At 70.7% G+C, this 23,718-nt stretch carries 15 protein-coding genes; 10 read left to right on the plus strand and 5 right to left on the minus strand.

From position 1 onward, the window contains the following. Nucleotide 1: 1 nt before the first annotated feature. Both ACIBKY_RS26465 and ACIBKY_RS26470 read left to right on the plus strand, forming a co-directional pair. Nucleotides 2-1,609, plus strand: coding sequence for a non-ribosomal peptide synthetase (locus ACIBKY_RS26465; protein ID WP_397100434.1), 1,608 nt, complete (start codon nt 2-4; stop codon nt 1,607-1,609). Further along, a complete protein-coding gene (locus tag ACIBKY_RS26470; RefSeq protein WP_397100436.1) occupies nt 1,587-6,407 on the plus strand; it encodes an SDR family NAD(P)-dependent oxidoreductase in 4,821 nt (1,606 codons plus the stop codon). The genes ACIBKY_RS26465 and ACIBKY_RS26470 overlap by 23 nt, the downstream gene beginning before the upstream one ends. A gap of 2 nt (nt 6,408-6,409) precedes the next feature. Here ACIBKY_RS26470 and ACIBKY_RS26475 read toward each other — a convergent pair whose 3' ends face one another. After that, nucleotides 6,410-7,105 (minus strand): thioesterase II family protein, encoded by a 696-nt coding sequence (locus tag ACIBKY_RS26475; protein ID WP_397100438.1) that lies wholly within the window; start codon nt 7,103-7,105, stop codon nt 6,410-6,412. Between the two features lie 165 nt (nt 7,106-7,270). Here ACIBKY_RS26475 and ACIBKY_RS26480 point away from each other — a divergent pair, with 165 nt between their 5' ends. From ACIBKY_RS26480 to ACIBKY_RS26490, 3 genes are all read left to right on the plus strand, one after another. After that, entirely contained in the window at nt 7,271-7,993 is a 723-nt protein-coding gene (locus ACIBKY_RS26480) for a sulfite exporter TauE/SafE family protein (RefSeq protein ID WP_397100440.1), read from the plus strand. Nucleotides 7,994-8,076: 83 nt separating this feature from the next. Next, nucleotides 8,077-8,562: a SigE family RNA polymerase sigma factor gene (locus ACIBKY_RS26485; protein WP_397100442.1), complete on the plus strand. Its 486-nt coding sequence runs from the start codon at nt 8,077-8,079 to the stop codon at nt 8,560-8,562. After that, a complete protein-coding gene (locus ACIBKY_RS26490; protein WP_397100444.1) occupies nt 8,559-9,698 on the plus strand; it encodes a hypothetical protein in 1,140 nt (379 codons plus the stop codon). The genes ACIBKY_RS26485 and ACIBKY_RS26490 overlap by 4 nt, the downstream gene beginning before the upstream one ends. A gap of 5 nt (nt 9,699-9,703) precedes the next feature. Here ACIBKY_RS26490 and ACIBKY_RS26495 read toward each other — a convergent pair whose 3' ends face one another. Then, the gene (locus tag ACIBKY_RS26495) at nt 9,704-10,900 is read right to left on the minus strand and encodes a cytochrome P450 (RefSeq protein ID WP_397100446.1); all 1,197 of its coding nucleotides are present in this window, start codon (nt 10,898-10,900) and stop codon (nt 9,704-9,706) included. Between the two features lie 15 nt (nt 10,901-10,915). Next, nucleotides 10,916-11,800: an RNA polymerase sigma factor SigJ gene (gene sigJ / locus ACIBKY_RS26500; protein WP_397100448.1), complete on the minus strand. Its 885-nt coding sequence runs from the start codon at nt 11,798-11,800 to the stop codon at nt 10,916-10,918. A 379-nt stretch (nt 11,801-12,179) separates the two neighbouring features. On the opposite strand from sigJ, the gene ACIBKY_RS26505 reads away from it, so the two are divergent. The 3 genes from ACIBKY_RS26505 (at nt 12,180) to ACIBKY_RS26515 (ending at nt 14,020) form a co-directional block, all read left to right on the plus strand. Beyond that, entirely contained in the window at nt 12,180-13,130 is a 951-nt protein-coding gene (locus ACIBKY_RS26505; RefSeq protein ID WP_397100450.1) for a TerC/Alx family metal homeostasis membrane protein, read from the plus strand. Between the two features lie 105 nt (nt 13,131-13,235). After that, nucleotides 13,236-13,649: a ribonuclease domain-containing protein gene (locus ACIBKY_RS26510; RefSeq protein WP_397100452.1), complete on the plus strand. Its 414-nt coding sequence runs from the start codon at nt 13,236-13,238 to the stop codon at nt 13,647-13,649. Nucleotides 13,650-13,657: 8 nt separating this feature from the next. After that, the gene (locus ACIBKY_RS26515; RefSeq protein ID WP_397100454.1) at nt 13,658-14,020 is read left to right on the plus strand and encodes a barstar family protein; all 363 of its coding nucleotides are present in this window, start codon (nt 13,658-13,660) and stop codon (nt 14,018-14,020) included. Here ACIBKY_RS26515 and ACIBKY_RS26520 read toward each other — a convergent pair. Together ACIBKY_RS26520 and ACIBKY_RS26525 are read right to left on the minus strand one after the other, a co-directional pair. Next, a complete protein-coding gene (locus ACIBKY_RS26520) occupies nt 13,993-15,528 on the minus strand; it encodes an MFS transporter (RefSeq protein ID WP_397100456.1) in 1,536 nt (511 codons plus the stop codon). The genes ACIBKY_RS26515 and ACIBKY_RS26520 overlap by 28 nt on opposite strands. Next, nucleotides 15,525-16,475 (minus strand): zinc-binding dehydrogenase, encoded by a 951-nt coding sequence (locus ACIBKY_RS26525; protein ID WP_397100458.1) that lies wholly within the window; start codon nt 16,473-16,475, stop codon nt 15,525-15,527. The genes ACIBKY_RS26520 and ACIBKY_RS26525 overlap by 4 nt, the downstream gene beginning before the upstream one ends. An 80-nt stretch (nt 16,476-16,555) precedes the next feature. On the opposite strand from ACIBKY_RS26525, the gene ACIBKY_RS26530 reads away from it, so the two are divergent. Further along, the gene (locus ACIBKY_RS26530) at nt 16,556-17,203 is read left to right on the plus strand and encodes a TetR/AcrR family transcriptional regulator (protein WP_397100460.1); all 648 of its coding nucleotides are present in this window, start codon (nt 16,556-16,558) and stop codon (nt 17,201-17,203) included. 386 nt (nt 17,204-17,589) lie between these two features. Further along, nucleotides 17,590-23,673 (plus strand): Ig-like domain-containing protein, encoded by a 6,084-nt coding sequence (locus ACIBKY_RS26535; RefSeq protein WP_397100462.1) that lies wholly within the window; start codon nt 17,590-17,592, stop codon nt 23,671-23,673. Nucleotides 23,674-23,718 lie beyond the last annotated feature (45 nt).

Here is a 23,718-nt window from a genome sequence, read left to right on the forward strand (position 1 = left end):
CGTGAGCCGAGGCCACGAACGGGGGCTTCTCGGACGGCCTCGTGACCCGGGCACTGTCGCCCTGGTCCACGAGGGCCGTGCCTTCACCTTCGGCGACGTCGCCGCACTCGGCGAGGACGTCGCCAACCATGTCCGGAGCCATCTTCCGAAGCGCCGCGTGGTGGGCGTACCGGCGGAGCGGAGCCCGGAGTTCGTCGCGCGGCTGGCGGGGCTCTGGGGCGCGGGAGCCGTACCGGCGATCCTGGGGGACTGGGGTCCCGAGCGGGTACGCGGCGCGCTGACGGCCACCCGCGCCGCGGCGACCTTCGGACCGTCGGGCGCCCTGAACCTTCTGGACACCACCGCGGACGAGCAGCCGGAAGAGACCAGTCACATCCTCTTCACCTCCGGCACGACGGGCAGCCCCAAAGGGATCGTGGTCGGGCGGACCGCCTTCGAGGCCGCCAGCACGGCGTTCTTCAAGGAACTGCCCATGGACGGATCCGATCGGATCGCCTTCCTCGGCAGGCCGGGCCACGACCCGAGCCTGCGGGAGCTGATCGCGCCCTGGCTCACCGGCGCGACGCTGTACATTCCCGGCCGACGCACGGCCGCCGACCCCCGGCTGATGGCGGCCTGGCTGGCGGAGCATGCCATCACCGTGCTCCAAGGGTCACCGGTCCTCCTGCGGCTCATGGCGGGCTCGTCGCCGCCCGTCGGCAGCCTGCGGCTGGTCTGCTCTGCGGGGGCACGGCTCACGGCCGCGACGCTGCGGGCGACGGCCACGTTCGCCCCTCACGCCACCATCGCCAACTGCTACGGCGCGTCGGAGACCCCGCAGGTGCTGTGCATGCACCAGGTGCCGCCCGGCGAGGGGGCCACGAGCGAGGACCCGGTTCCCATCGGACGCCCCCTCGGCCACGCCGTCACCAGGATCGTCCCCGCCGGCGCGGCCGACGGAGAGGGCCGGCTGCACGTGGAAGCCGCCGCCTGCGCGCTCGGCTACACCGACGGAACACCTCTGCTGTCTCCCGGACAGGACGGGCGACGCTGGTACGACACCGGTGACATCGTCAGGCGGCTGCCGGACGGCTCGATGTGCTTCGTCCGGCGGGCGGACCGGCAGGTCCAGGTCAACGGCGCCCGGGTCGAACTGGACGAGATCGAGGGCGCGGCGGCCAAGGTGACCGGTGTCGTCGAGTCGGTGGCGACGTTCGTCGAGGACGGCGGGGGAGTCGGGTCCGTGCGCCTGACCGTCATCGGCGCCACCACGACGGCGGACGAGGTTCGCGCGGTGCTGCGCGAATACCTGGACCCCGCGGTCATGCCGTCGAGCATCGAGGTACGCGACGCGTGGCCCGACGACGACCAAGGGGACGACGACCCGGCGGCCGGCCTGATGGAGGTTCTGCGCGACAGCGCGCGGTCGGCTCTCGGCGGCGGCGAGATCGACCCTGACGGCGGCTTCTTCGAGGCCGGGTTCACCTCGATGTCGCTCATGGCCTTCGTGTCGGAGGTCTCGGTCCGGCTCGGGACGGAGATCTCTCCCCTGCTGGTCTTCCAGTATCCGAGCCTGAACAGCTTCGCCGGCTATCTTCGGAGGGCGGATGATGATGGGCAACCTCGTTGAGCCGATCGCGATCATCGGGATGGCCGGCCGGTTCCCGGCGGCGCCGGACACCCGGCAGCTCTGGGAGAACCTCGTGGCCGGCGAGGAGGCGGTGCGTTTCCCCGCCGAGGCCGAGCTCCGGTCGAGCGGCGTGTCGGGTGAGGCGCTGGAGGACGCGGCCTACGTCAGGGCCGTGGCGGAGCCGGCGGGCGTCGACCTGTTCGACGCCGGGTTCTTCGGCCTGACCCGGCGCGAGGCCGAGACCTGCGACCCCCAGCTACGGCTGTATCTGGAGACGGCGCACGCCGCAGTCGAGAACGCGGGCTACGACGCCGCGAAGCTGGGCAGAACGGGCGTGTTCTCGTCGGTCGCCGCGAACCGCTACGCCGTCGGCCGGGTGCTCGGGAGCCTGGAGGCCCTGCGCAGCGCCACCGGCATGGCGGCCGGCATGTGGAACAACCCCGACAGCGCCTCGACGCTGGTCTCGTACAAGCTGAACCTGCACGGGCCGAGCATGACCGTGCAGACCGCGTGTTCGAGCTCGCTCGTGGCCGTGCATCTCGCCGTGAACGCGCTGCGCCTCCAGGAGTGCGACGTCGCGCTGGCCGGTGGCGCGGACGTCGAGTTCCCGGTCGGTCACGGGTACTGGTGGGCCCAGGACGGCCCGCTGAGCCGCGACGGCCACTGCCGCCCCTTCGACGCGGCGGCCACCGGCACGATCTTCGCCAGCGGCGCCGGCGTCGTGGTGCTCAAGCGGCTCGCCGACGCCCTGGCCGACGAGGACCGGATCGTCGCGGTGATCCGCGCCGTGGCGGTCAACAACGACGGCGCGGCCAAGGTCGGCTTCACCGCGCCCAGCGCCGAGCGGCAGGCGGAGGTCGTGCTGAGCGCCATGGAGGCCGCCGACGTGGCCCCCGAGGACATCGGGTACCTGGAGGCGCACGCCACCGCGACCCGCCTGGGTGATGCCATCGAGATCTCGGCGCTGAAGAAGGCGTTCCGCGGCCGGGCCCCGTCGGGACCCGCCTGCCCGATCGGATCGATCAAGGGAAACGTGGGCCACCTGGGCCACGCGTCGGGCGTCACCTCGCTGATCAAGGCGGCGCTGTCGCTGAGCCACGAGCAGATTCCGGCGAGCATCAACGTCGAGAACGTGAACCCGCTGCTCGACCTCGAGAACTCGCCGTTCGTCGTCAACGACAAGCTGCGGCCGTGGCCGCGATCGGAGGGACACCGGCGCCTGGCCGGGGTCAGTTCCTTCGGCATCGGCGGCACGAACGCGCACGCGATCCTCGAAGAGGCACCGGCCCGCGTGAGCGAACCTGCTCCGGAGCCGGTGCAGCTGATCGTCTGGTCGGGACGGACCCCGGCCGCGGCCGAGGCGTATCCGGAGCGGCTCGCCCGGTTCTTCAAGGACAGCGCGGAGCCGCTCTCGGATGTCGCGTTCACCCTGCAGAAGGGACGCACGCCGTACCCGGTCCGGGGGGCTGTGGTGGTGGAGAGCGTGTCCGACGCGGCCGCCGCCGTCCTGGATCCCGCGCGGCGGATCGTGACGCCGGAGGAGCAGGTCGAGCGCGGCACCGTGTTCCTGTTCCCGGGGGAAGAGGCGCGGCACGAACGCATGGCGGCGGAGCTCCATCGCACCGAGCCGGTGTTCCGCGCGGCGTTCGACGAGTGCTCCGCCCTTTTCGCGGCCGACGGGCAGCAGGACGCGTCGCCGTTCAGCGTCGAGTACGCGCTGGGACGGCTGTGGCTGGCGCTGGGCGTCGAGCCCGGCGCGCTGCTCGGCCAGGGCGTCGGGGAACTCGCGGCGGCCGCGCTCGCCGAGGTGTTCACACTCGCGGAAGCGGTACGGCTGGCCGGCGCCCGCGCGAGCGGCTCCGCCGAACGCCTGCGCCTGGCCTTCGACGGCATCGCGCCGCGCAGACCTCGCTGGAAGCTGTACTCCGCCTCCACCGGCGGCCCGGCCGAGGCGCGGAGCGTGGACTTCTGGATCCGGCAGCTCACCGGACCGGCCCTGTTCCGGCAGGCGCTGGAGGCCGTGCTGTCGGACGGTGACCGGGTGCTGCTGGAGGTGGGCCCGGGGCGGACGCTCACCACCCTGGCCCGGGCGCATCCGCAGGTGCGCGCCAAGCGGCACCTGGCGATCCCGACGCTGCCGAGCGGGCCGTCGAAGGGCGCCACGGAACGCAGCTCATTCCTGCACGCCTTGGCCCGGATGTGGACCCTGGGCGCGCAGGTGACCTGGTCGACGGGGCCGCGTGCGCGCGTCCCGCTGCCGGGTTACCCGTACCAGCGCGAGCGGTTCTGGATCGAGCGGCGGGCGTCCGCGAACGACGCCCCCGTCATCGAGGCAGCGGAACGGCAAGCGGTCTTCCGGCTGCCCACGTGGGTGGAGGCCACGCCTGCCGGGCCTGCCGGCGCCGACCTCCCTGATGCCTCGCTGGTGTTCCTGCCCGCCGACGCGCGCCGAGCCGGCGAACTGCTCGCCCTGCTGGGCGACGTGCCGCGGGTGCCGTACGGCACCGCGCCCGAGGACGTCGCCCGGCTGCTGGACGAGCTGCGGGAAGGGCACCGGTATCCGGAGCTCATCATCGACGCGACACAGCTCGGCGACCTGGCAGAACCCGATCTGAGCGGGATCGACGACCAGCTCGACACCGGATTCCACCGCCTCGTCGAGCTTCTGCGGGAGGCGGCGCGACGGGCGCCCGACAGGCGCGCCCGCGACGTCCTGGTCCTCGCCGAGCGGTCGGCGGACGTGACGGGCGGCGAGAGCGTGCATCCGGTGCGGGCCATGCTGCTCGGGCTCCTGCGGAGCTACATGCTCGAGAACCCGCGCGCCACGTGCAAGCTCATCGACGTCGGGGACGGCGTGGCCGGCGATCGGCTGCTCGCGGAGCTGCGCGGCCCGCGGCGATCGGAGATCGTCGCCCTGCGCGGGGACCGGCGCTGGGTCCCCGGCGAGCGCGAACTCGTCCCCGGCGGCCCCGGCCCGGTCGACCTGCGGCACGGGGGCGCCTATGTCATCACCGGCGGGCTCGGCGGCCTCGGACTGGCCGTGGCGCGCGGCCTGGCCGACACCGGGACGCGGCCGCGGTTGCTGCTGCTCGGCCGCACCGTGACGGGCGGGCACGACGCCGCGCTCGCCGAGATCCGGGCCCTGGGCGCCGAGTGCCGCGTCGAGGCCTGTGACGTGACCGACGTGGCCGCGCTGCGGCGCGTGCTCGGCTCCTTCGGGACCGTCAACGGGGTGTTCCACCTCGCGGGCGTGGCGGGGGACGGCATGATCCAGTTCCGGACGCGGGCGCAGATGGCGGCGACGCTCGCGCCCAAGGTCCACGGAACGCTGGCACTGGTCGAGGTCCTGCGGGGGCGGGCCGGCCTGGACTTCTTCGTGGCCTTCTCCAGCCGCGCGGCGCTGCGGGGCCTGGTGGGCAGCGCCGACTACGCCGCGGCGAACGCCTTCCTCGACGCGGTGGTACGCCGCCAGCCCTTGGCCGGGGTCGCCTCGACCACCATCAACTGGCCGTCGTGGTCCGAAGTCGGCATGGCCGCCCGCCAGACCGCGCGTCAGGCGCCGGAGACGGAGGTGCGGTGGTCGGCCCCGCTGTCGGCCGAGGACTATCCGATCCTGGACGAACACCGCATGGACGGCGTCCCGGTGCTGCCCGGCACCGCCCAGGTCGACTTCGTGCTGCGCGCCTTCCGCGAGGCGATCGGCCACCCGGACGGGCGGCCCGCGCGGCTGCGCCACATGGTCTTCCGGCAGCCGATCACCACCCCGGAGCCGGTCTCCCTGGAGATCGGCTTCGAGGCGCAGGAGGGCTCCTGGCGGTTCACCGTCCGCACCGCGCCGCCGTCCTCCGGCGACTACCGCGTCCACACGACTGGTGAGATCGGGCTGGTGGACGGTGGTGCCGCTGAGGTGGACCTGGACGGCCTGCGCGCGTCGCTGCCCGACCGGCGGGTCCCCGTCAACGACGCCGGGAACCGGCTGTTCACCATCGGACCGCACTGGCCGCGGGAGGAGATCTGGACCTCAGGGGCCGACGCCGGCACGAAGCTGGCCGCCCTCACCTTCCCCGAGGCGTTCGCCCATGAGCTCGGCCGGCACGTCCTGCACCCCACCCTCCTGGACGCGGCGGTGTCGCTGGCCCGCGATCCCGACCATGAGCCGCCGCACGCGCCGTTCGCCTACCAGTCGATCGTGGTGCACCGGTCGATCCCGGCTCGTGCGTACAGCCACATCCGCCGCCGCCCGAGCGGTTCCGACACGATCGTGGCCGACATCGACGTGCTGACGGCCGCCGGTGAGGTCGCGGTCGAGGTCAGGGGCTTCACCATGCGCCGCGTCGACGAGTCCATGGTGGCCCCGCGTGGGCAGCGAGGCGCCCACGACGACGGGATCACGCCCGCGACCGGGGTCGGCATGTTGCTGCGCATCCTGCGGGGACCCGGCCACCGGCAGGTGGCGATCACCATGTCGGGGGAGGACGCGGTCCTGAGGAACGCCGTGGCCAGGCCGGAGGCCCGGGACGCCGAACGGCGGAGTTCACCCGGGCGCGACCCGGGCCGGGCGCCGTCGGACGAGGCGTCCCTGGAGGCCCGGCTGACGGAGATGTGGCGCGCCGCGTTCGGCGTGGACGCGGTCGGCCCCGACGACGACTTCTTCGAGCTGGGCGGCGACTCCTTCACCGCGGTGGAACTGGTGGAGGAGATCCGCCGGGCGTTCAGCGTGGACGTCGGCATCGCGGCGATCTTCGACCACCCGACGGTGGGCGAACTGGCAGCCGAGCTGCGGAGGCTGACCGGGTGAGTTCAGCGCACCTTTCCGACCCATGCGCGAAGCGTCTCGGGATCCAGCCGTTCGACCACCTGGTGGCCGCCCTCGACCATCTGGACCGACACCTCCTCCGTCGTGTACTGGTTCCAGTCGTTGAGGCACTCGGTGTCCCAGGAGCTCGCGTCGCCGGTGGCGCCGACCGCGATGATCGGCGTGTGGAGCGTCGGGCGCGGATCCGCCTCCAGATACCGGTTGAGCAGGTGGTATTCGGATCGCCACAGACGTGCGTACTCCGGCAGGGCCGCCGTGTCCATGATGTGCCGCGGCGCCTCGATCTCCTCGGCCAGCGCCCGGTCGGGCAGTTCGGCCAGCGGGGAGAGAGGCGTGCGGTGCGGCGGGTACTGGCACATGACGACGATGCCGCGAAGCTGCCGTTCCAGGTGCTTGGCCGCCTCCAGGCAGACCAGCCCGCCCATGCTGTGGCCCACCAGCACCACGTCCGTCGCGCCGGCGGTCGTGATGAGGGACGCCAGCGCCGCGCCCCGCTCGTCGACGGAGGGCACGCTCATCGGCTCGCTCCAGTTGGCCCGGCGGATGACGGGTAACCGCCCCGGTTCGTTCCACTGGTCCACGAACTTCGTCCGGCCACCCAGGCCGGGGACGAAGATGACGGCCGGTCCGCCGTCGAGTGCCGGGCTGACGATGTAGTTCGCAGACTCCTGACCACCCACGTCATTCGCTCCTATTGCCACCAATTGACGAAGTGTGAGGACACGCCTTACCAGCTATTTGCCAAAGCTTAGCGCCGATCCCGGGCGGTCTCCATTTATCGCAACAGAGGCTGATTTTCCTCCACCACTGGTTCATTAACGTAGATCTGTGGCAAAGTGTGACAGGTGTCGACGCTGATTGCCGCCGCCGTGATCATCCTTATCGCTTCTACGGTGCACGCGGTGACCGGTTTCGGTTACGCGCTCGTCGCCACCCCGTTGCTGGCCCTCACGGTCGACCCCCATACCGCGGTGGTCGCCACGACGGCGTCCGCCTTGGCCATGACCGTCACGGTCGCCGTGCGCCAGCGCGAGCACGCCGAGTGGCGGGTGGCCCTGATCGCCATGGCCGGCATCGTGCTCGGCATGCCGCTCGGCCTCTGGGTGTACGGGATCACCTCTGAGCAGGTCCTCACCGTGCTGATCGGGATCGGTGTCCTGGGCTGCACCCTGATGGTGTGGCGGCGGGTGAAGGTGAAGGGGAACATCCCCATCCTGGTGGGAGTCGGGCTCATATCCGGCGCCCTGTCCACCTCGACCGGCACCAACGGCCCGCCGATGGTCGCCGCCTTCCAGGGCATGGGCTACGACCCCGCCAAGTTCCGCGCCACCCTCGCGGTGGTGTTCGCGGGAACCAGCGTGCTCAGCCTGGTCGGGTTCGCCGTGGCCGGGCAGGTGAACCAGCAGTCGATCTGGATCGGTCTGGTGGGCCTGCCGGTTGTTCAATTGGGGTATTTCATAGGAAATGCGATCTTTAGTCGCATTGACCCGGATCGCTTCCGCAAGGTGGTGCTGCTGGCTCTCCTCGTCAGCGCCGTGGTGACCCTCTCCGCCGCGCTCAACGGCTGACCTGCACCGCTGTCAAACTCCCGGAAAACAGCGGATTTCATGGAAGACCCAACCGTTCACCCCCTCCCAGCCGTCTTTTCTATATGACGGATTCCGAGGCGTTCGAGGCCTTCGTCGCCGCCTGGTACCCGCGGCTGCTGCGTGCGGCCATCCTCATCAGCGGTGACCGGCACCTGGCCGAGGACGTGCTCCAGGATGCCCTCATCAAGCTGGCGCGCCGCTGGCCGAAAGTGCATACCGACCCGGTCAGCTATGTGCGTACCACCTTGTACAGGGACGTGGCCTCCAGGTGGCGCAGGCGGCGGGAGTTCGCCTACGGGGAGCCGCCCGAGCACGCCGACCCCGACCCCTCGGGAGCGTCGGATCTGAAGGTGGTGTTCGCCCGCGCACTGGCCAGGCTGCCGGTGAGGCAGCGGGCGGTGCTGGTGCTGCGCTTCTACGAGGACCTGCCCGTCGGCGAGGTCGCCGCGGTCCTCGGGGTCTCGTCCGGAACGGTGAAGAGCCAGACGCACGCGGCGCTGAAACGGCTGCGCGAGGTCGCTCCCGAACTGGAAGAGGTGCTGATATGACGGACCAGAGACTGCGGGAGCTCTTCCAGGACCTCGCCGAGACCCTGCCGGAGGGGTCGTCGCACGCGGACGAACTCTGGCGCCGGCGCACCGACGGCCGTGGCCGCCGCCGGTGGACGGTGGCCGCCCTGCTCGCGGTGGCCGCGCTCGTCGCGGTGGGGATCACCGCGTTCCCGCAGCGGGTCGAGCGCGGCACCACCCAGACCCCCGCCGTCACGGCCGCGCCCCCGGCGCCGTCGTCGGTCCCGATGGACCGGGCGCCCGCCGCCCGCGAGCAGGCGGGACTGCCCGCGGCACCGGCCGGGCTGCCGGAGAGGTGGGCCGACATCCCCGTCGTGGACTCGGCTCCCGGGCCCGTCCTGGCGCTGGCCGAGTTCGGCGACGGGCGGATCTACCTGATGAAGGCCGGTGGCCGGATCCCGCTCGACGACTCCACGGACCTGGCCGGCGAAGGCGCGACGCGGCTGAACCCCAACGCGCTCGCCCCCGAGGGGACGCGGGCCGCCTTCCCGCAGAAGGACGCGGTGGTGGTGGTCGACCTGGTGATCGGCCAGACCTTCCGCTACCCGGTGCCGGGGTTCAACGAGGTCGTGCTCTGGCGCGGCGAGCAGCTCCTCGTCGAGCAGGAAAAGGCCAACTACCTGCTCGACCTGGCCACCGGGAAGGTCCGGCGGCAGCCGTACAAGGGATTCACGGGTGTGGCGGGCTACCGCGACCTCAGGATCGTCTCGCCCGAGGAGGGGGGCTGGACGGTCCTTGAGGAGCGCGGCTCGGGCGAGGTGCAGCTGGATGTCCGGAACCTCACCGACGGGGGCGGCATGCCGGTGGGCGTTCTGGGCAGTCACGGCTGGCAGCGTGACGACCTCGTCGCCAGGTCCGCGCCCGCGCGGCCCGGCCTGGCGCAGGGAGCCGACGTGGTCGTGGTGGCCGACATCGCGTCCGGACGGGTGGTCAGGACACTGCTGCTCCCCTCCTGCGGGAAGGGCGGCTGTCCCGTGCGCGGCTGGGTCGGCCACGAAACGGTGATCGTCGAGAGCGGCGACCTGCTGCTGGGCTGGAACATCAGCACGGGCGCGCTGTCGCGCGTTGCCGAACTGCCCGAGGCGGTGACCGCCTACTCCCTGCGTCCGGGCTGATCTGCTCACCAGGTCACGCGGAGCGAGTTCAGGCCGTAGACGATGCTGAAGGCACGGAAATCCCCTTCCTCGTACGGCTCCGCCGGCGCCAGGCCCGGAAAGCGCCGCAGCAGGGCCGGGAGGGCGATGCGCATCTCCATCCGTGCCAGCGGCGCTCCGAGGCAGTGGTGCACGCCATGGCCGAAGGCGACGTGGCCGGCGGCCCCTCGGGTGAGGTCGAGAGCGTCGGGATCGCCGACGAAGGCCGGGTCGCGGTTGGCGGCGGGAAGCGAGCAGATCACCAGCGAACCCGCCGGAATGGTCTGTCCGGCGATCTCCACCTCCGTCGTGGTCGTGCGCGGCGGCAGTGCCTGCACGATGGACAGCCAGCGCAGCAGCTCCTCGACGGCGGGTTCGGCGCGGGCCGGGTCCTCGCGCAGCAGCGCGAGCTGGTCCGGGTCGCGCAGCAGGGCCAGGGTGCCCAGGCCGAGCATGTTCGAGGTCGTCTCGTGCCCGGCCAGCAGCAGCAGTCCCGCGATGCCGACCAGCTCGTCGGTGCTGAGCTCGTCGCCGTGCTCGCGTACCAGCATGCCGAGCATGTCCTCGCCCGGGTCGGCCTGCGCGCGCACGACCAGCTCGGCCATGTAGGCGCGGTCCTCCCGCTGCGCCGCGACACGCTGGTCCATCGGCAGCGACAGATCCAGCAGGCGTACGGAACGCTCCTGGAAGGCGGCCCGGTCGGCGTACGGCACGCCCAGCAGCTCGCAGATCACCAGCGACGGCACCGGCAACGCGAAGTGCGCCACCAGATCGGCGGGTTTGCCGGCCCGCTCCACGTCGTCCAGCGCCGCCTGGACGATCTCGGTGATGCGTGGCTCCAGCCTGCGCATCCGCCGTACCGTGAACTCCGGGGTGAGCATCCGGCGCAACCGCGTGTGCTCCGGTGGGTCGAACCCGATCAGCTGCCCGGCCCGCATCTTGGTCCGTTCCTCGGCGTCCACCTGCTCGGCACCCGGGAACGGCGTCAGGGCGCTGCTGAACCGGGCCGGATCCGACAGCACCTGCCTGACGTCCTCGTGACGGCAGACCAGATAGGCCGCGGGCCCGCCGAACGGCAGGTTGACCCGGATCACCCCCTGTTCGTCGCGCGCCCGGGACAGCTCCTTGACCGGGTCGAACCCGTTCCGTCGCATGTGCGGCGGCAACTGCGTCGCATGGGTCATCTGTATGAGACCTTCCTAAAGCCAGGGGCGGAGTTTGTCGGGGTTGCGTACCGCCCAGATGTGGGTGATCCGGTCGTTGGCCACCTCGAACGCGACCACCGACACAGTGACCCCGTTCTGCTGGGCGATCAGGCCGGGCCGGCCGTTGACCGTACGCTCCACGATCGTCAGGTGGCTGGACCTGCTTTCGAGATGGACCACCCAGCGCACGATCCGCTCGGCGCCCTCAAGCGGGCGCCGCATGGTCGAGACCAGGCCGCCGCCGTCGCCGGTCGCCGTCGCGCCGGGATCGAGGAGGCCGACCAGGGCGTCGATGTTCTTGTCTTCCCAAGCCCGCTTGAAGTCCCTGACGATGCGGGCCTGGTCGGTCGCCGAGGTCGCGGGGGCCCGCCCGGCGCGGACGCGGCGGCGGGCCGAGGTGGCCAGCTGACGGCAGGCCGCCGGGGTACGGCCGACGATCTCGGCCACCTCCGCGAAGGGGTAGCGGAAGACGTCGTGCAGGATGAACGCGACCCGCTCGGCCGGGGTCATCGCGTCGAGCACGACCAAGAAGGCCATGTTGACCGACTCGTCGAGGGTGACCCGGTCGGCCGGGTCGACGGCGATGCCGCTGACCTGCTCCGAAGGCTCGGGCAGCGGCTCCGGGATCCATTCGCCCACGTAGGTCTCGCGCCGGGCCCGCGCCGAGGAGAGCACGTTGAGGCACAGGCGGCTGACGACCTTGGTCAGCCACGCGCCGGGGACGACGATGGCCTCCCGCTCCTGGCCGGACATGGCGTACCAGCGGGCGAAAGCCTCCTGGACGACGTCCTCGGCGTCGGCCAGGGAACCGAGGAGCCGGTAGGCGAGATTGATCAGCTGGCGCCGCTCGGCCATGATCGGCTCGGGCTGGAGGGTCATCGTCTCGTCGGCTCCTTTGATCGCGTCTTTCCCTGTCCGACAGGACAGCGCGATCAAATGTGAGGTCAACGATGTTTGTGCTTGCGTGGCGGAGGTGTCCAGAGCACGCCGATGGTGATGATCGTTGACACCACCAGCAGGATGCCGAACAGAACCTCCAGCAACGTGGTGATCGACATAAGGATCACCCCCTCCGTGCACCTTCCACTATCTGCCTGGGAGTATCGCCAGGTCAACGGCTTGATAGCCTGGCAGTCCCGAGGGGAGTACTTCTCAAGCGCCGACCCGGTCAAGACGGACCTTGGCAGCGTCCCCGGGCAGCCGCCCGCTCCGGCGGGTGAAGGAGACCTCGAACGCCGAGCACGTTCGAGGAGGCCGCGTGTCCACATCGATCGCCTCGCTGCCCCTGTGGTCGGCCACCGTCGCCGGCCTGGCGCTGCTGCTGTCGATCGACCTCATCCTGACCAGGCGGCCGCACGAGGTGCGCATGCGCGAGGCGCTCGCCTGGTCGGCCTTCTATCTGGCGTTGCCCCTGGCCTTCTGCGCCGGTCTGTGGGCCGCCTTCGGCACCACCGTGGCGGTGGAGTTCCTCACCGGTTACGTCGTGGAGAAGTCGCTGTCGGTCGACAACCTGTTCGTGTTCATGCTGGTGCTGGCGGCGTTCGCGGTCCCGGCGGAGCTGACCAGGCGGGTCCTGCTCTACGGCATCATCGGCGCGCTGCTGCTGCGCGTGGTGTTCATCATGCTCGGCGCCGCGGCACTGCGCAGCGGCACCTGGGCGTTCCTGCTGTTCGGCGCGATCCTCCTGGTCACCGCCGCGAAGGTCATGAAGGACGCGCTGACCGGACACGAGCGGGAGATCGACGTCTGCTCCCTGCCCGCCATCCGGCTGGTGCGCCGTTTCGTCCCGGTCGCGCGCGACTACCGTGGCTCGAAGCTGGTCGTCCGCGAGGACGGCGCGCGGGCCCTCACGCCGCTGGCGCTGGCCGCCGTCGCCATCTTCGCCGTCGACATCGTCTTCGCCGTCGACTCCGTCCCCGCGGTGTACGGCGTGACCCAGGACCCGTTCCTCGTCTTCGCCACCAACGCCTTCGCCCTGCTGGGGCTGCGCGCCCTCTACTTCGTGCTGGAAGGCGCGCTCACGAAACTGTGCCACCTCAACCACGGGCTCAGCCTCATCCTGGCCTTCATCGGGATCAAACTCATCCTGCACTGGGCCCACGGCATCTGGCCGGGGGTGCCGGAGATCCCCACGCTCGCCTCGCTCGGCGTCATCGTCGCCGTGCTCGCCGTCGTCACCCTCACCAGCCTGTACGCCAACCGCCGCTGACCGGTGGCACGAATGTTCACCAACCGTTGACGGCCTTTCGCCCTTATGGACTTATTCGAGTGGTGACGATGGGAGTGTCCGTCGCATCCCCCGCAAGGAGGCTTCGTGCCCACTCAGCCCCGCCCCGGACCCTTCTGGCCGGTGAGGCTCACCGTCATCCTCGCCACCCTCGCCTCCCTCATCGGCGTGGCCGGCATCGCGCCCGCCCACGCCGCGGTCTACAACTCCTGCACCATGTCGCGGTGCGCCGACGCGCGCACGGCGAAGTCGATCTGGGCCTCCAAGGGCTACCCCACCGCCAGGACCTGGTACTCCTGGCCGGATGGCCGTCACAACTTCGCCGGCGGACGCTTCTACAACCGCGAAGGCCAGCTCCCCGGCGGCGCCACCTACCATGAGTACGACGTGTACTCCCGGACACGGGGCGCGCCCCGGGACGCGTACCGGATCGTCGTCAACCGCGGCACCGGCGTGACGTGGTTCTCGCCGAACCACTACACCGACTTCTACCGGCTCTAGGGACTTCCATGACCGCACCACCGCTGCCGCGCTGGCTGACCGTGTGTGCCGATCCGGCGCCGGCCGTACTGGATGGGCGGCTCTGCCGTACCCGCGCCGCCTTCTTCGAGGAGGTGGCGCGGGTGCTGCGCTTTCCCGGCTACTTCGGCCACAACTGGGACGCGCTGTCGGACTGCCTGCGTGACGCCGGGGCGCTCGCGCTGGTCGTGGAGCACGCCGAGGGTCTGCTCAGCGCCGAAGCTCCCGGGCAGTTCGCGACCCTGCTGGGCGTGTTCTCCGACGCCGCCGAGTCCGGCCTGACCGTGACGCTGCGTACCGGCCGGGACCAGGAACCCGCGCTGCGTCAGCGGGTCACCGCCGCACTGCCCTGACCCCCGTCGAGGGAACGCCGGGCCAGCGGTGTCACGGCCGCCAGGAGAACGAGCAGCGGGGCGAGCACGAGCGCGTGCACGTGGATGCCATGGGTGAAGGCGTCCCTGGCGCTCTCCGCCAGCGCGCCGCCGAGCGGCTGGGGGAGCGTGGCCGCGTGGTGCAGGGTCTCGGCCAGGGTGTCGCCGTGGCCCGGTACGCCGGGAGGCAGCCCGGCCGGCAGGGTGTCGCCGAGTCGCCGGCCGTAGACGGCCGCGGCGAGGCTGCCGAGCAGGGCGATGCCGAGCGCCCCGCCCAGCTCCGCGCCGGTCTCGGAGATCGCCGAGGCGGCCCCGGCGCGTTCGGGCGGCGCCGCGCCGAGCACCAGGCCGGTGCCCAAGGCCATGAACGGCGTGAGGCCGGCGAACAGCATCACGGATCCGCCGACGAGGAACCACGGCTCCCGGTCCACCTGCGTGAGCAGTACCGGACCCGCCAGGGCCAGGACCGCGCCCGCGCTCATCAGCAGGGCCGGACGCACGCGGGCGGCGAGACCCGACACCCACAGCGCCACGACCGTGCCCGACACGGCGGTGGGGAGCTGCCACAGGCCCGCCGTCAACGGCGAGTAGCCCAGCACCATCTGCAGGTACTGCGAGGTCTGGAGGCTGGTCCCGAACAGCACGATCCCGACCAGGACCATGCCCCCGACCGACACGGCGAACGCCGGCACCCGAAACAGCGAGAGGTCGAACAGCGGCGCGGCCGCCCGATGCTGCCTGCGGACGAACACCACGCCCAGCACCACCCCGGCCGCGAGGCTTGCGGCCGCGGTGGCCGTGAAGCCGTCGGCCGCGAACCGCTTGACGCCGTACACGACCGACAGCGGAGTGAGGAACGACAGCACCACGCCGGCCGCGTCGATCCGCCGGGCGTCGCTCGCGCGGTGCTCGGGCAGCAGGTACGGCGCCGCCGCCACCAGCACCACCATGGCGGGAACCGCGACCAGGAAGACCGATCCCCAGGAGAAGAAGTGCAGGAGCGTCCCGCCCACCAGCGGCCCGAGGGCGCCGCCGGCCATGAAGGCGAGCATCCACACCGTGATGGCGAACCGCCGCTGCCCGGGGTCGGCGAACAACCGGCGGATCACCGCCAGCGAACTCGGCGCGAGCGCGGCGGCCCCCACGCCCTGGATCGCGCGAGCGGCGATCAGCACGCCGGTGTCACCGGCCCAGGCCGCCATGATCGAACCGGCGGTGAACACGGCGGCGCCGGCGAGCAGGAGGCGGCGGTGGCCGTACCGGTCGCCGAGGCCGCCCATGGTGATGAGGAAGCCCGCGACCATGAATCCATAGATGTCCATGATCCACAGCTGCGCGGCCGCGTCGGGCGCCAGGTCGGCGCTGAGCGTCGGCAGCGCCAGGTAGAGCACGGACATGTTCATCATGACCAGGACCGCGGGAACGCCGAGCACGGTCAGAGCGATCCACTCGCGCGTCCCGGCCCGCGCCGGGGGAGTGCGGACCGTCACGCGCCGACCTCCAGGAGCGTCTTGCCGAGGGTGGCTCGCGACTCGATCGCGGCGTGCGCCGCCGCCGCCTCGGCCAGCGGGTACGCCTGCCCGACCACGGGCCGCCATCGGCCGTCGGCGGCCAGTTCGAGCGCGCGGCGGATGAGGGCCCGGTTCTCGGCGGGGCTGGGCGCGCCGGTCAGGCCGTGTACCTGGATGGCGCGGGCGGCGACCGCGTCGTCGGGCAGGTCGGTGGGGGTTCCGGCGGCCATGCCGTACACGCTGATGCGACCGCCGGTGCGCAGGACGCCCGCAGCCGCCGCCCCGATCGCCCCGCCGACGCCGTCGAAGACGGTGTCGACCCGGCCCAGTTCGCCGGCCCAGCCGGGGCGGGTGTAGTCCACGAACTCCGCGCCCAGGGCGGTGACCAGCTCGCCCTTGCGCGCGCCGCCCGCGGCGCCGATCACGCGGGCCCCGGCGGCGACGGCCAGCTGCACGAGCAGGCTGCCCACGCCACCCGCGGCGGCCTCCACCAGTACGGTCTCGCCCGCCCGCGGCGGCACGTCCCGGGTCAGCAGCAACGCGGTACGGCCATCGGCCAGCAGCGCCACCGCGTCACGTAGATCGACCCCCGCAGGCACCGGAACGACGTCCGCGGCGCGGGCGAGCGCCGACTCGGCGTAGCCGCCCGTGCCGCCGGTCGTGGTGACCACGGTGGCGCCGAGCAGCGCGGGGTCGACGCCGTGGCCGATCGCGGTGACGCGCCCGCCGACGCCGTTGCCCGGTGTGCGGGGCAGCGGCGGCCTGCCGAACGGACCGGATCCTGAGCGGACCTGCGTCTCGACAAAGGTCACGCTCGCGAACGAGACCCCCACCACGACCTCGCCGGGGCCGGGCACCGGCTCGGCCGTCTCCTCCGCCCGCAGCACGTCCGGGCCGCCGAACTCGCGCATGATGATCGCCAGCATGAAGACTCCTATGAAACGGATAGCATCTGTCCGTTAAGCTATAACGGAGAGGTCCTATCCGCAAACGGTAGGGTGGGGGCATGGCTCGCAAGGCACCTCGGCACGCGGAGGCCGAACGCAACGACCAGGCGCTCCTGATCGCCGCCAAACAGGTGCTCAAAGCCGAGGGATCACGTGCCTCGGTCGCGGCCATCGCCGCGCGGGCGGGGGTCGGGATGGCCACCGTCTACCGCCGCTACCGCACCAAGGAGGAGTTCTTCCAGCGCCTGTGCGTCCTCGCCCTGGAGCAGTGGATCGAGGCCGCGGAAGAGGGGCTGCGGATGGACGACCCGTGGGACGGGCTCGTGCACTACGTGTCCGCGGCGCTGGAGTTCGGCGGGGGCTCGCTCGGCTCACTAGCCGGCACCGTCCCGGTGTCCGAGGAGATGGCCGAGGCGTTCACGCGTTCGGAGCGCCTGTGGCACGCGCTGGTCGCGCGGGCGCATGAGGCGGGGGTCCTGCGGGCGGACGTGACGAGCGTCGACGTCGACCTCCTGATCGAGCAGCTCGGGCAGGCGTCGCTCGTCGAACATCTGGTCCGGCGGGGCCGTACGGAAGGGCTCGACGAGGCCCGCGCCGCCCGCCATCGCACGGTCATGATCGCCCTCGACGGACTCCGTCCGGGTCATCCGTCACTCGCCGGGCCACCCCCCGCGGCGGACCTGCTGTCCCGGCGCTGGTCCATGTAGCAGAAATATAGACGGCCTCTCTAAACTCATGAGGGGCAATTATTTGCGCGGGCGAAAAGCCGTGAATTCCGTTATCAAAAAGCTTCTTTACCAATAGCGCGGCATTATGTGACGATCTCCCTGTTTGCCATCTCGGCCTTTGAAGGGACGAAGTGAATACGTCACCCAAGGCGTCTGGTTTATCGGCCCGGACGCGCCGTAGCGCTGCTCTGATCGCAGTTTCAACGCTTTCTTTGTCGCTTTTGAGCGCACCCGCCATCGCTCAGCCCCCCACACCTGCCCCCGCCGCGGCGAAAACGCCTGCCGACCCCGCACTGGCCTCCGCCTTCGAGCAGGCCAAAAAGACGGGGCAACGAGTCGAAATCCCCTCCCGCTCCACCGAGACGATGAAGGTATGGGCGACCACTGACGGCCGGCGGCTGCAGGCCGAGCTGTTCACCCAGCCGGTCCAGCTGAGAAACGCCGCCACCCAGGCATGGGAGCCGATCGACACGAGCATCGTGGCCCGCGACGGCAAGCTGCGGGCCGCGCGGGTCAAGACGCCGCTGACCTTCGGCGCGCGCGGGACCAGGCACCTGGTGTCCGCGACGGGAAAGGACGGCGAGAGCGGCCTGCGGGTGACCCGGGCACTGCCGGATCCGAAGATCTCCCGCGACACGATCACCTACCCCGACGCCGTCGCTCCTGGGGCGGACCTGGTGGTGGTGGCCCAGGCCAACGGCTTCATCTCCCAGGTGGTCTTCCGCCACAGGCCGACCGCCCCGGTCACGGTACGGCTGCCGCTCACGCTGCCCAAGGGCACGAAGTTCGGCACGACGGCCGACGGCCTGGCCCAGCTGAAGGACGCCAAAGGCAAGCCCAAGGCCGCGCCGATCGTGCTGACCGCGATGGACGCCAAGGTCGAAGCCTCTCCCGAGGAGGGCAAGAGGTCCCCGGTCGCCGCCCGCGTGGAGTCCTCGGAGCTGGTGTTCACGCCGGACGAGAAGTTCCTGGCCGATCCCGCCGTGACCTACCCGGTGACGATCGCCGCCGCCTCGGAATGGTTCGGCGGCGGCGAGCCCGACGACGCCTGGGTCAGCAGAAACGACCCGTACACCAACAACTCGGCCGCCGGGTGGCTGCGCGCCGGCACCACCTCCACCAGCCAGGACATCGCCCGCGTGTACCTGAAGTTCAACACGGAGGCCGAAGAGCTGAAGGGCGCCACCGTCGTCCAGGCCGACCTGATCGTGTGGAACTACAAGTCCGGCGGCCCGAACGGCCAGCTGTGCGGCGACCCCCTCGGATCCGGCATCCTGGCCGCACGCGTCACCTCCCCCTGGACCCTGAACGGCGGGCCGGACAACCTGAGCTGGTCCAACCAGCCCTCGGCCACGGGCACGGAAGGGGCGAACCGCGCCGGCTACAACTACGACGCCAGCGGCACCTGGTGCGCCAAGGACGACCAGCTCTGGCACCGCGTCACCGGCATGGCCCGCGCCTGGATCGAACAGAAGGTTCCCAACCACGGCCTCGTGCTCCGGGCCGTCAGCGAGACCGCGGCCATCAACTGGCGCCAGTACTACGCCAGCGAGTACAGCGGCGACCCCTACCCGGGTTACCGGCACCCGCCGGCGCTCATGGTCGAGTACATCCCCAAGCCGAAGAGCTATCGGGGATTCATGATCCCCTACACGGACAACCCCGTCTTCAGGGACATCGCCCAGCATGACTTCAGGAGTTCTCAGCAGCAGCAGGCACCGCTCCTCTCCCTGAACGACGTGGTCAAGGCCAGGGAGACCGCCGGAGACTTCTTCATGGAGGACTCCAAGGTGGCCCTGCAGATCCCCGACGACATGACCACCGAGGAGTGGATGGAGTCGATCGAGGCCACCCCCGCGCCGGTGGACCCGCCTCCGCCCACGGATCCCGACACCACGCCGCCCACCGTCATCGGCACGCTCCCGGCCGCCAACGCGACCGGTGTCGACACCGGCACCGAGCTGAGGGTGTCGTTCAGCGAGAAGGTGTCCAGCGCGCAGGTCGAGGTCAAGGACTCACGCGGCCGGCCGATCGAGGGCAGTTCGGCCATGGAGGTCGCGGACACCGTCCTCGTGTTCCGGCCCTCCCAGGGGTGGCCCATGGCGCGGTTCACCGCCGTGGTGAGCGGCGCCAAGGATGCCGCGGGCAACGTCATGCAGCCCCATTCGTTCGGTTTCTCCACCGACGAGACCGCGCCCAAGGTGACCGCGACCACTCCGGGCAAGGACGCGACCGACGTGGCCATCTCCACGCCGATCTCGGCGACCTTCGACGAGGCGGCCTATGACGCGCAGGTCCTGGTCAAGGATCAGAACGGCGCCGCCGTACCGGGCAGCCTCGCCGCGGACGCGGCGTCCAAGATCTGGACGTTCACCCCGGCGTCGCCGCTCGCGGCCGGGGTGAGGTACGACGTGGAACTGAGCGCCGCCCGTGACGCGGCCGGCAACGAGATGGCGACCTATCCCTGGTCCTTCCGGACCGACGGGACCGCCCCCGCGGTGACGCAGACCATCCCCGCCGCCGACGCCACCGGTGTCGCGCTCGACTCGGCGGTGCGGGTCACGTTCGGCGAGTCCCTGGCCGACGCCAGGATCGGCGTCAAGGACGGCGCGGGCGTGGCCGTACCGGGAAGCGTCACGAGCGGTGACGACGGCAAGGTGTGGACCTTCACTCCGGACGCTCCGCTGGCCTGGAACTCCTCCTACACCGCCACGGTGAGCGAGGCCGTGGACCTGTCCGGGAACACGCTGGCACGGCATGAGTGGTCGTTCGCCACGGTCGTCGACCGCACGGCGCCGACGGTGGCCGAGACCAGCCCCGCCAAGGACGCCACCGGTGTCCCCGTGCGGACCAAGGTCAAGGCGACCCTCTCCGAAGCGGCCGCCGACGTCCAGATCACGGTCACGGACCCGGGTGGACAGCAGGTCGCGGGCGACATCGGCGCCGATCCGGCCGGCAAGGTCTGGACGCTGACGTTCGCCGGGCCGCTGGCCGCCGAGACCGTCTACACCGTCGCCGTCGCCGGGGGAAGAGACCCGGCGGGGAACGTCATGGAGCCGCACTCCTGGGCGTTCACGACCGCCGAACCGGACGTCACGCCGCCGGCCGTCACCGAGTCGGCCCCGGCGGCCAACGCGGTCGACGTCCCGCTGAACGCCCCGATCAAGGCCACGTTCAGCGAGCCCGTGTCCGGCGGGCAGATCGTGGTCAAGGATCCCTCGGGCAACGCCGTCGCCGGAACCACGACGGCCGAATCCACCACGGTGCTGTCCTTCGCCCCCGCGCAGGCGCTGGCCGAGCTCGTCAAGTACACCGTGGAGGTGAGCGGCGCCAAGGACGAGGCGGACAACGTCCTGGCCACGCACACCTGGTCGTTCACGACCCTCGAACTTCCGCCGCCGCCGAACTCGCCGAAGGTGTTGTACGAGTATGTGGCGCCCAAGGACAGCGCCGGAGCCCTGACGAAACTCACGCCGACGTTCTACGGCGACGTGAACGACCCCGCGGGCCGGTCGTCCACGATGACGGTCGTGGTGGAGCACGATCCGGCGGTGGCGGGCCAGGGCAGTGGGCTGATCTGGTCTGGTACCTCCACGAGTGTGAGTAATGGGGGCACCGCGAGTCTTCCGATCGCGTCGGGCAAGCTGTCAGATGGGTGGAAGATCCGCTGGCGAGCCCGCGCGACGGCCGCCGGGGTCAATGGCGCGTGGACGGCCTGGCATTTAGAGACCGTCAACATCTCCAAGCCGAAGGTGTCGTATGAGTATGTGGCGCCCAAGGACAGCGCCGGAGCCCTGACGAAACTCACCCCGACGTTCTACGGCGACGTCAGCGACCCCGACGGCCGCTCCTCCACCATGACCATCGAGGTCGAGCACGATTCGGCCCAGGGCACCGGCCTGATCTGGTCCGGCACCACCCCATCGGCCGTCGCCAGCGGCGGCACCGCGAGTGTGGCGATCCCGTCGGGCAAGCTGTCAGACGGGTGGAAGGTCCGCTGGCGAGCCCGCGCCACGGCCGCCGGCGTCAACGGCGCCTGGACCGCCTGGCATTCGGAGACCGTCAACATCTCCAAACCCAAGGTGTCCTACGAGTACGCCGCGCCCACCAACAGCAGCAGAGAGATCACCAAGCTCACACCCACCTTCTACGGCGACCTGAGCGACCCCGACGGCCGCTCCTCCACCATGACCATCGAAGTCGAGCACGATTCGGCCCAGGGCACCGGCCTGATCTGGACCGGCACCACCCCATCGGCCGTCGCCAGCGGCGGCACCGCCAGCCTCACCATCGCCTCCGGCAAACTCTCCGACGGATGGAAGATCCGCTGGCGAGCCCGCGCCACCGCCGCCGGCGTCAACGGCGCCTGGACCGCCTGGCATTCGGAGAGCATCAACATCTCCAAGCCGAAGGTGTCGTATGAGTACGTGGCACCCAAGGACAGCGCCGGAGCCCTGACGAAACTCACCCCGACGTTCTACGGCGACGTCAGCGACCCCGACGGCCGCTCCTCCACCATGACCATCGAAGTCGAGCACGATTCGGCCCAGGGCACCGGCCTGATCTGGACCGGCACCACCCCATCGGCCGTCGCCAGCGGCGGCACCGCCAGCCTCACCATCGCCTCCGGCAAACTCTCCGACGGATGGAAGATCCGCTGGCGAGCCCGCGCCACCGCCGCCGGCGTCAACGGCGCCTGGACCGCCTGGCATTCGGAGAGCATCAACATCTCCAAACCCAAGGTGTCCTACGAATACGCCGCGCCCACCAACAGCAGCAGAGAGATCACCAAGCTCACACCCACCTTCTACGGCGACCTGAGCGACCCCGACGGCCGCTCCTCCACCATGACCATCGAAGTCGAGCACGACCCCACCGCGACGGCCCAGGGCACCGGGCTCATCTGGACCGGCACCACCGCGGCCGTGAACAACGGCGGCACCGCGAGCGTGACGATCCCGTCGGGCAAGCTATCGGACGGGTGGAAGATCCGCTGGCGAGCCCGCGCCACCGCCGCCGGCGTCAACGGCGCCTGGACCGCCTGGCACAACGACAGCATCAAGGTCGCAGCTCCGGAGCCACCCTCCGCGCGTCAATCCGACGGCGGCACGAGTGCCCAGGCGGCCGCCCGCAAGCCGTTCCCCTACGACCGTCTCGAACACGAACAGTGCCAGAGAACGATCGCCGACAAGAGCAGGGCGCCGTGGGAATCGGGATGGGGGATCGTCGACCGCAGAGGCTTCCAGCCCAAGAACTCCTACAACCTGTGCTACGCCATGTGGATCGGCGAGTACGACGGCGACGACTATCTCGACACCGACCTGCCCATCGACGGCAACGCGCTGTGGGCGGCCCGGCTGACCGTCGTCTTCCACAGCTATGTCGGCAAGTCGCACAAGGTGGCCAACCCGACCGGCCCGCGAAATCCCGGCAACTACACCAGGGCGACGAACAGCCGCCACGTCAGCGCCTGGATCAGGGTCGACAGGGTGTTCCACCGGCCGGGCGACACCTTCGCGAAGGGCCGCGAGTTCGCCGTCTTCCTGGGTGAGAACGGCAGCTGCACGTCCAACTACAAGGACAAGGACGGTCAGATCAAGTCCGCCTACTCCGGCATCAGGGACAGGCTCGACAACTGGGGATCGGGAGGAGACAGGGAGATCCTCCTGGACATCTCCGGGAACCACCCGAACTCCGACACCGGCAGCTGCACCGTCGAACCCAAGATCCGTTACGAGTTCCTTCCACACGACGGAAACAACTACCAGCAGCTGAATCCCTACTTCCGCGACAAGCGCTACGTGCAGTCGTTCATCTGTGACAACGCCTCCTGGAATTTCAACTACAGCGGCGGCTGCATCGTCGGCAACATTCGCCCCGTCTTCATCCTCGACGGAAACGAGGAAAAGAAGGGGAAGAAGGTGGTCGTCGAGAGCGTCGCGCACTGGTACAAGGCTCTCTACCTTCCCCACTTCACCTATCCACCGGTCCCGGGCGGGAAGAAGAACATTCCCGGCTTCTTCGACTGGAAGTATCCCGGGTGCACGCGCGGCACCATAGAAATGAGTTGCCTGCACCGGACGACCGACGCGGCACTGCAAAAGAAGAACCGCGAAGACCACGCGATTCCCGCCTGCAGGAAGCTCAAGCCGGGTTACGGCTCGCCTGACAGTTGCGACGAGTTCCCGTTCGCCTCGACCCTGGAAGGAGCGTCAAGCCCGGCCCACGACTTCTCCGTGGACATCATCAAGGGCAGCGACAACTGCTCGTCCGGCGCACGGACGCTGGTCTTCTACCAACGCCATCGCATCGGAAACGGGCACGCCTACTGGGTGGACGTCATCCTGCCCGGCGAAGCGAGGCCCAGAAGCCTCGCCCCGGGCGCGGTGTTCGGTGACTTCCTTCCGGAGGAACAGCCGGAGGTCTGCACCGTGGACGGCGACAGCTGATCAGTGATCAAGGCGGGCAGGGTCTCGTTGACCTGCCCGCCCTTT

This window comes from Nonomuraea sp. NPDC050394, from assembly GCF_044459065.1.
In the GTDB taxonomy this organism is placed as follows: domain Bacteria; phylum Actinomycetota; class Actinomycetes; order Streptosporangiales; family Streptosporangiaceae; genus Nonomuraea.

Excerpts from the sequence above, each read along its gene's own strand:
- ACIBKY_RS26490 (WP_397100444.1), top strand. The coding sequence starts at position 8,559 with ATGACGGACCAGAGACTGCGGGAGCTCTTCCAGGACCTCGCCGAGACC.
- ACIBKY_RS26485 (WP_397100442.1), top strand. The coding sequence starts at position 8,077 with ATGACGGATTCCGAGGCGTTCGAGGCCTTCGTCGCCGCCTGGTACCCG.
- ACIBKY_RS26470 (WP_397100436.1), top strand. The coding sequence starts at position 1,587 with ATGATGATGGGCAACCTCGTTGAGCCGATCGCGATCATCGGGATGGCC.
- sigJ (WP_397100448.1), bottom strand. The coding sequence starts at position 11,800 with ATGACCCTCCAGCCCGAGCCGATCATGGCCGAGCGGCGCCAGCTGATC.
- ACIBKY_RS26515 (WP_397100454.1), top strand. The coding sequence starts at position 13,658 with ATGACCGCACCACCGCTGCCGCGCTGGCTGACCGTGTGTGCCGATCCG.
- ACIBKY_RS26530 (WP_397100460.1), top strand. The coding sequence starts at position 16,556 with ATGGCTCGCAAGGCACCTCGGCACGCGGAGGCCGAACGCAACGACCAG.
- ACIBKY_RS26495 (WP_397100446.1), bottom strand. The coding sequence starts at position 10,900 with ATGACCCATGCGACGCAGTTGCCGCCGCACATGCGACGGAACGGGTTC.
- ACIBKY_RS26525 (WP_397100458.1), bottom strand. The coding sequence starts at position 16,475 with ATGCTGGCGATCATCATGCGCGAGTTCGGCGGCCCGGACGTGCTGCGG.
- ACIBKY_RS26535 (WP_397100462.1), top strand. The coding sequence starts at position 17,590 with ATGAAGGTATGGGCGACCACTGACGGCCGGCGGCTGCAGGCCGAGCTG.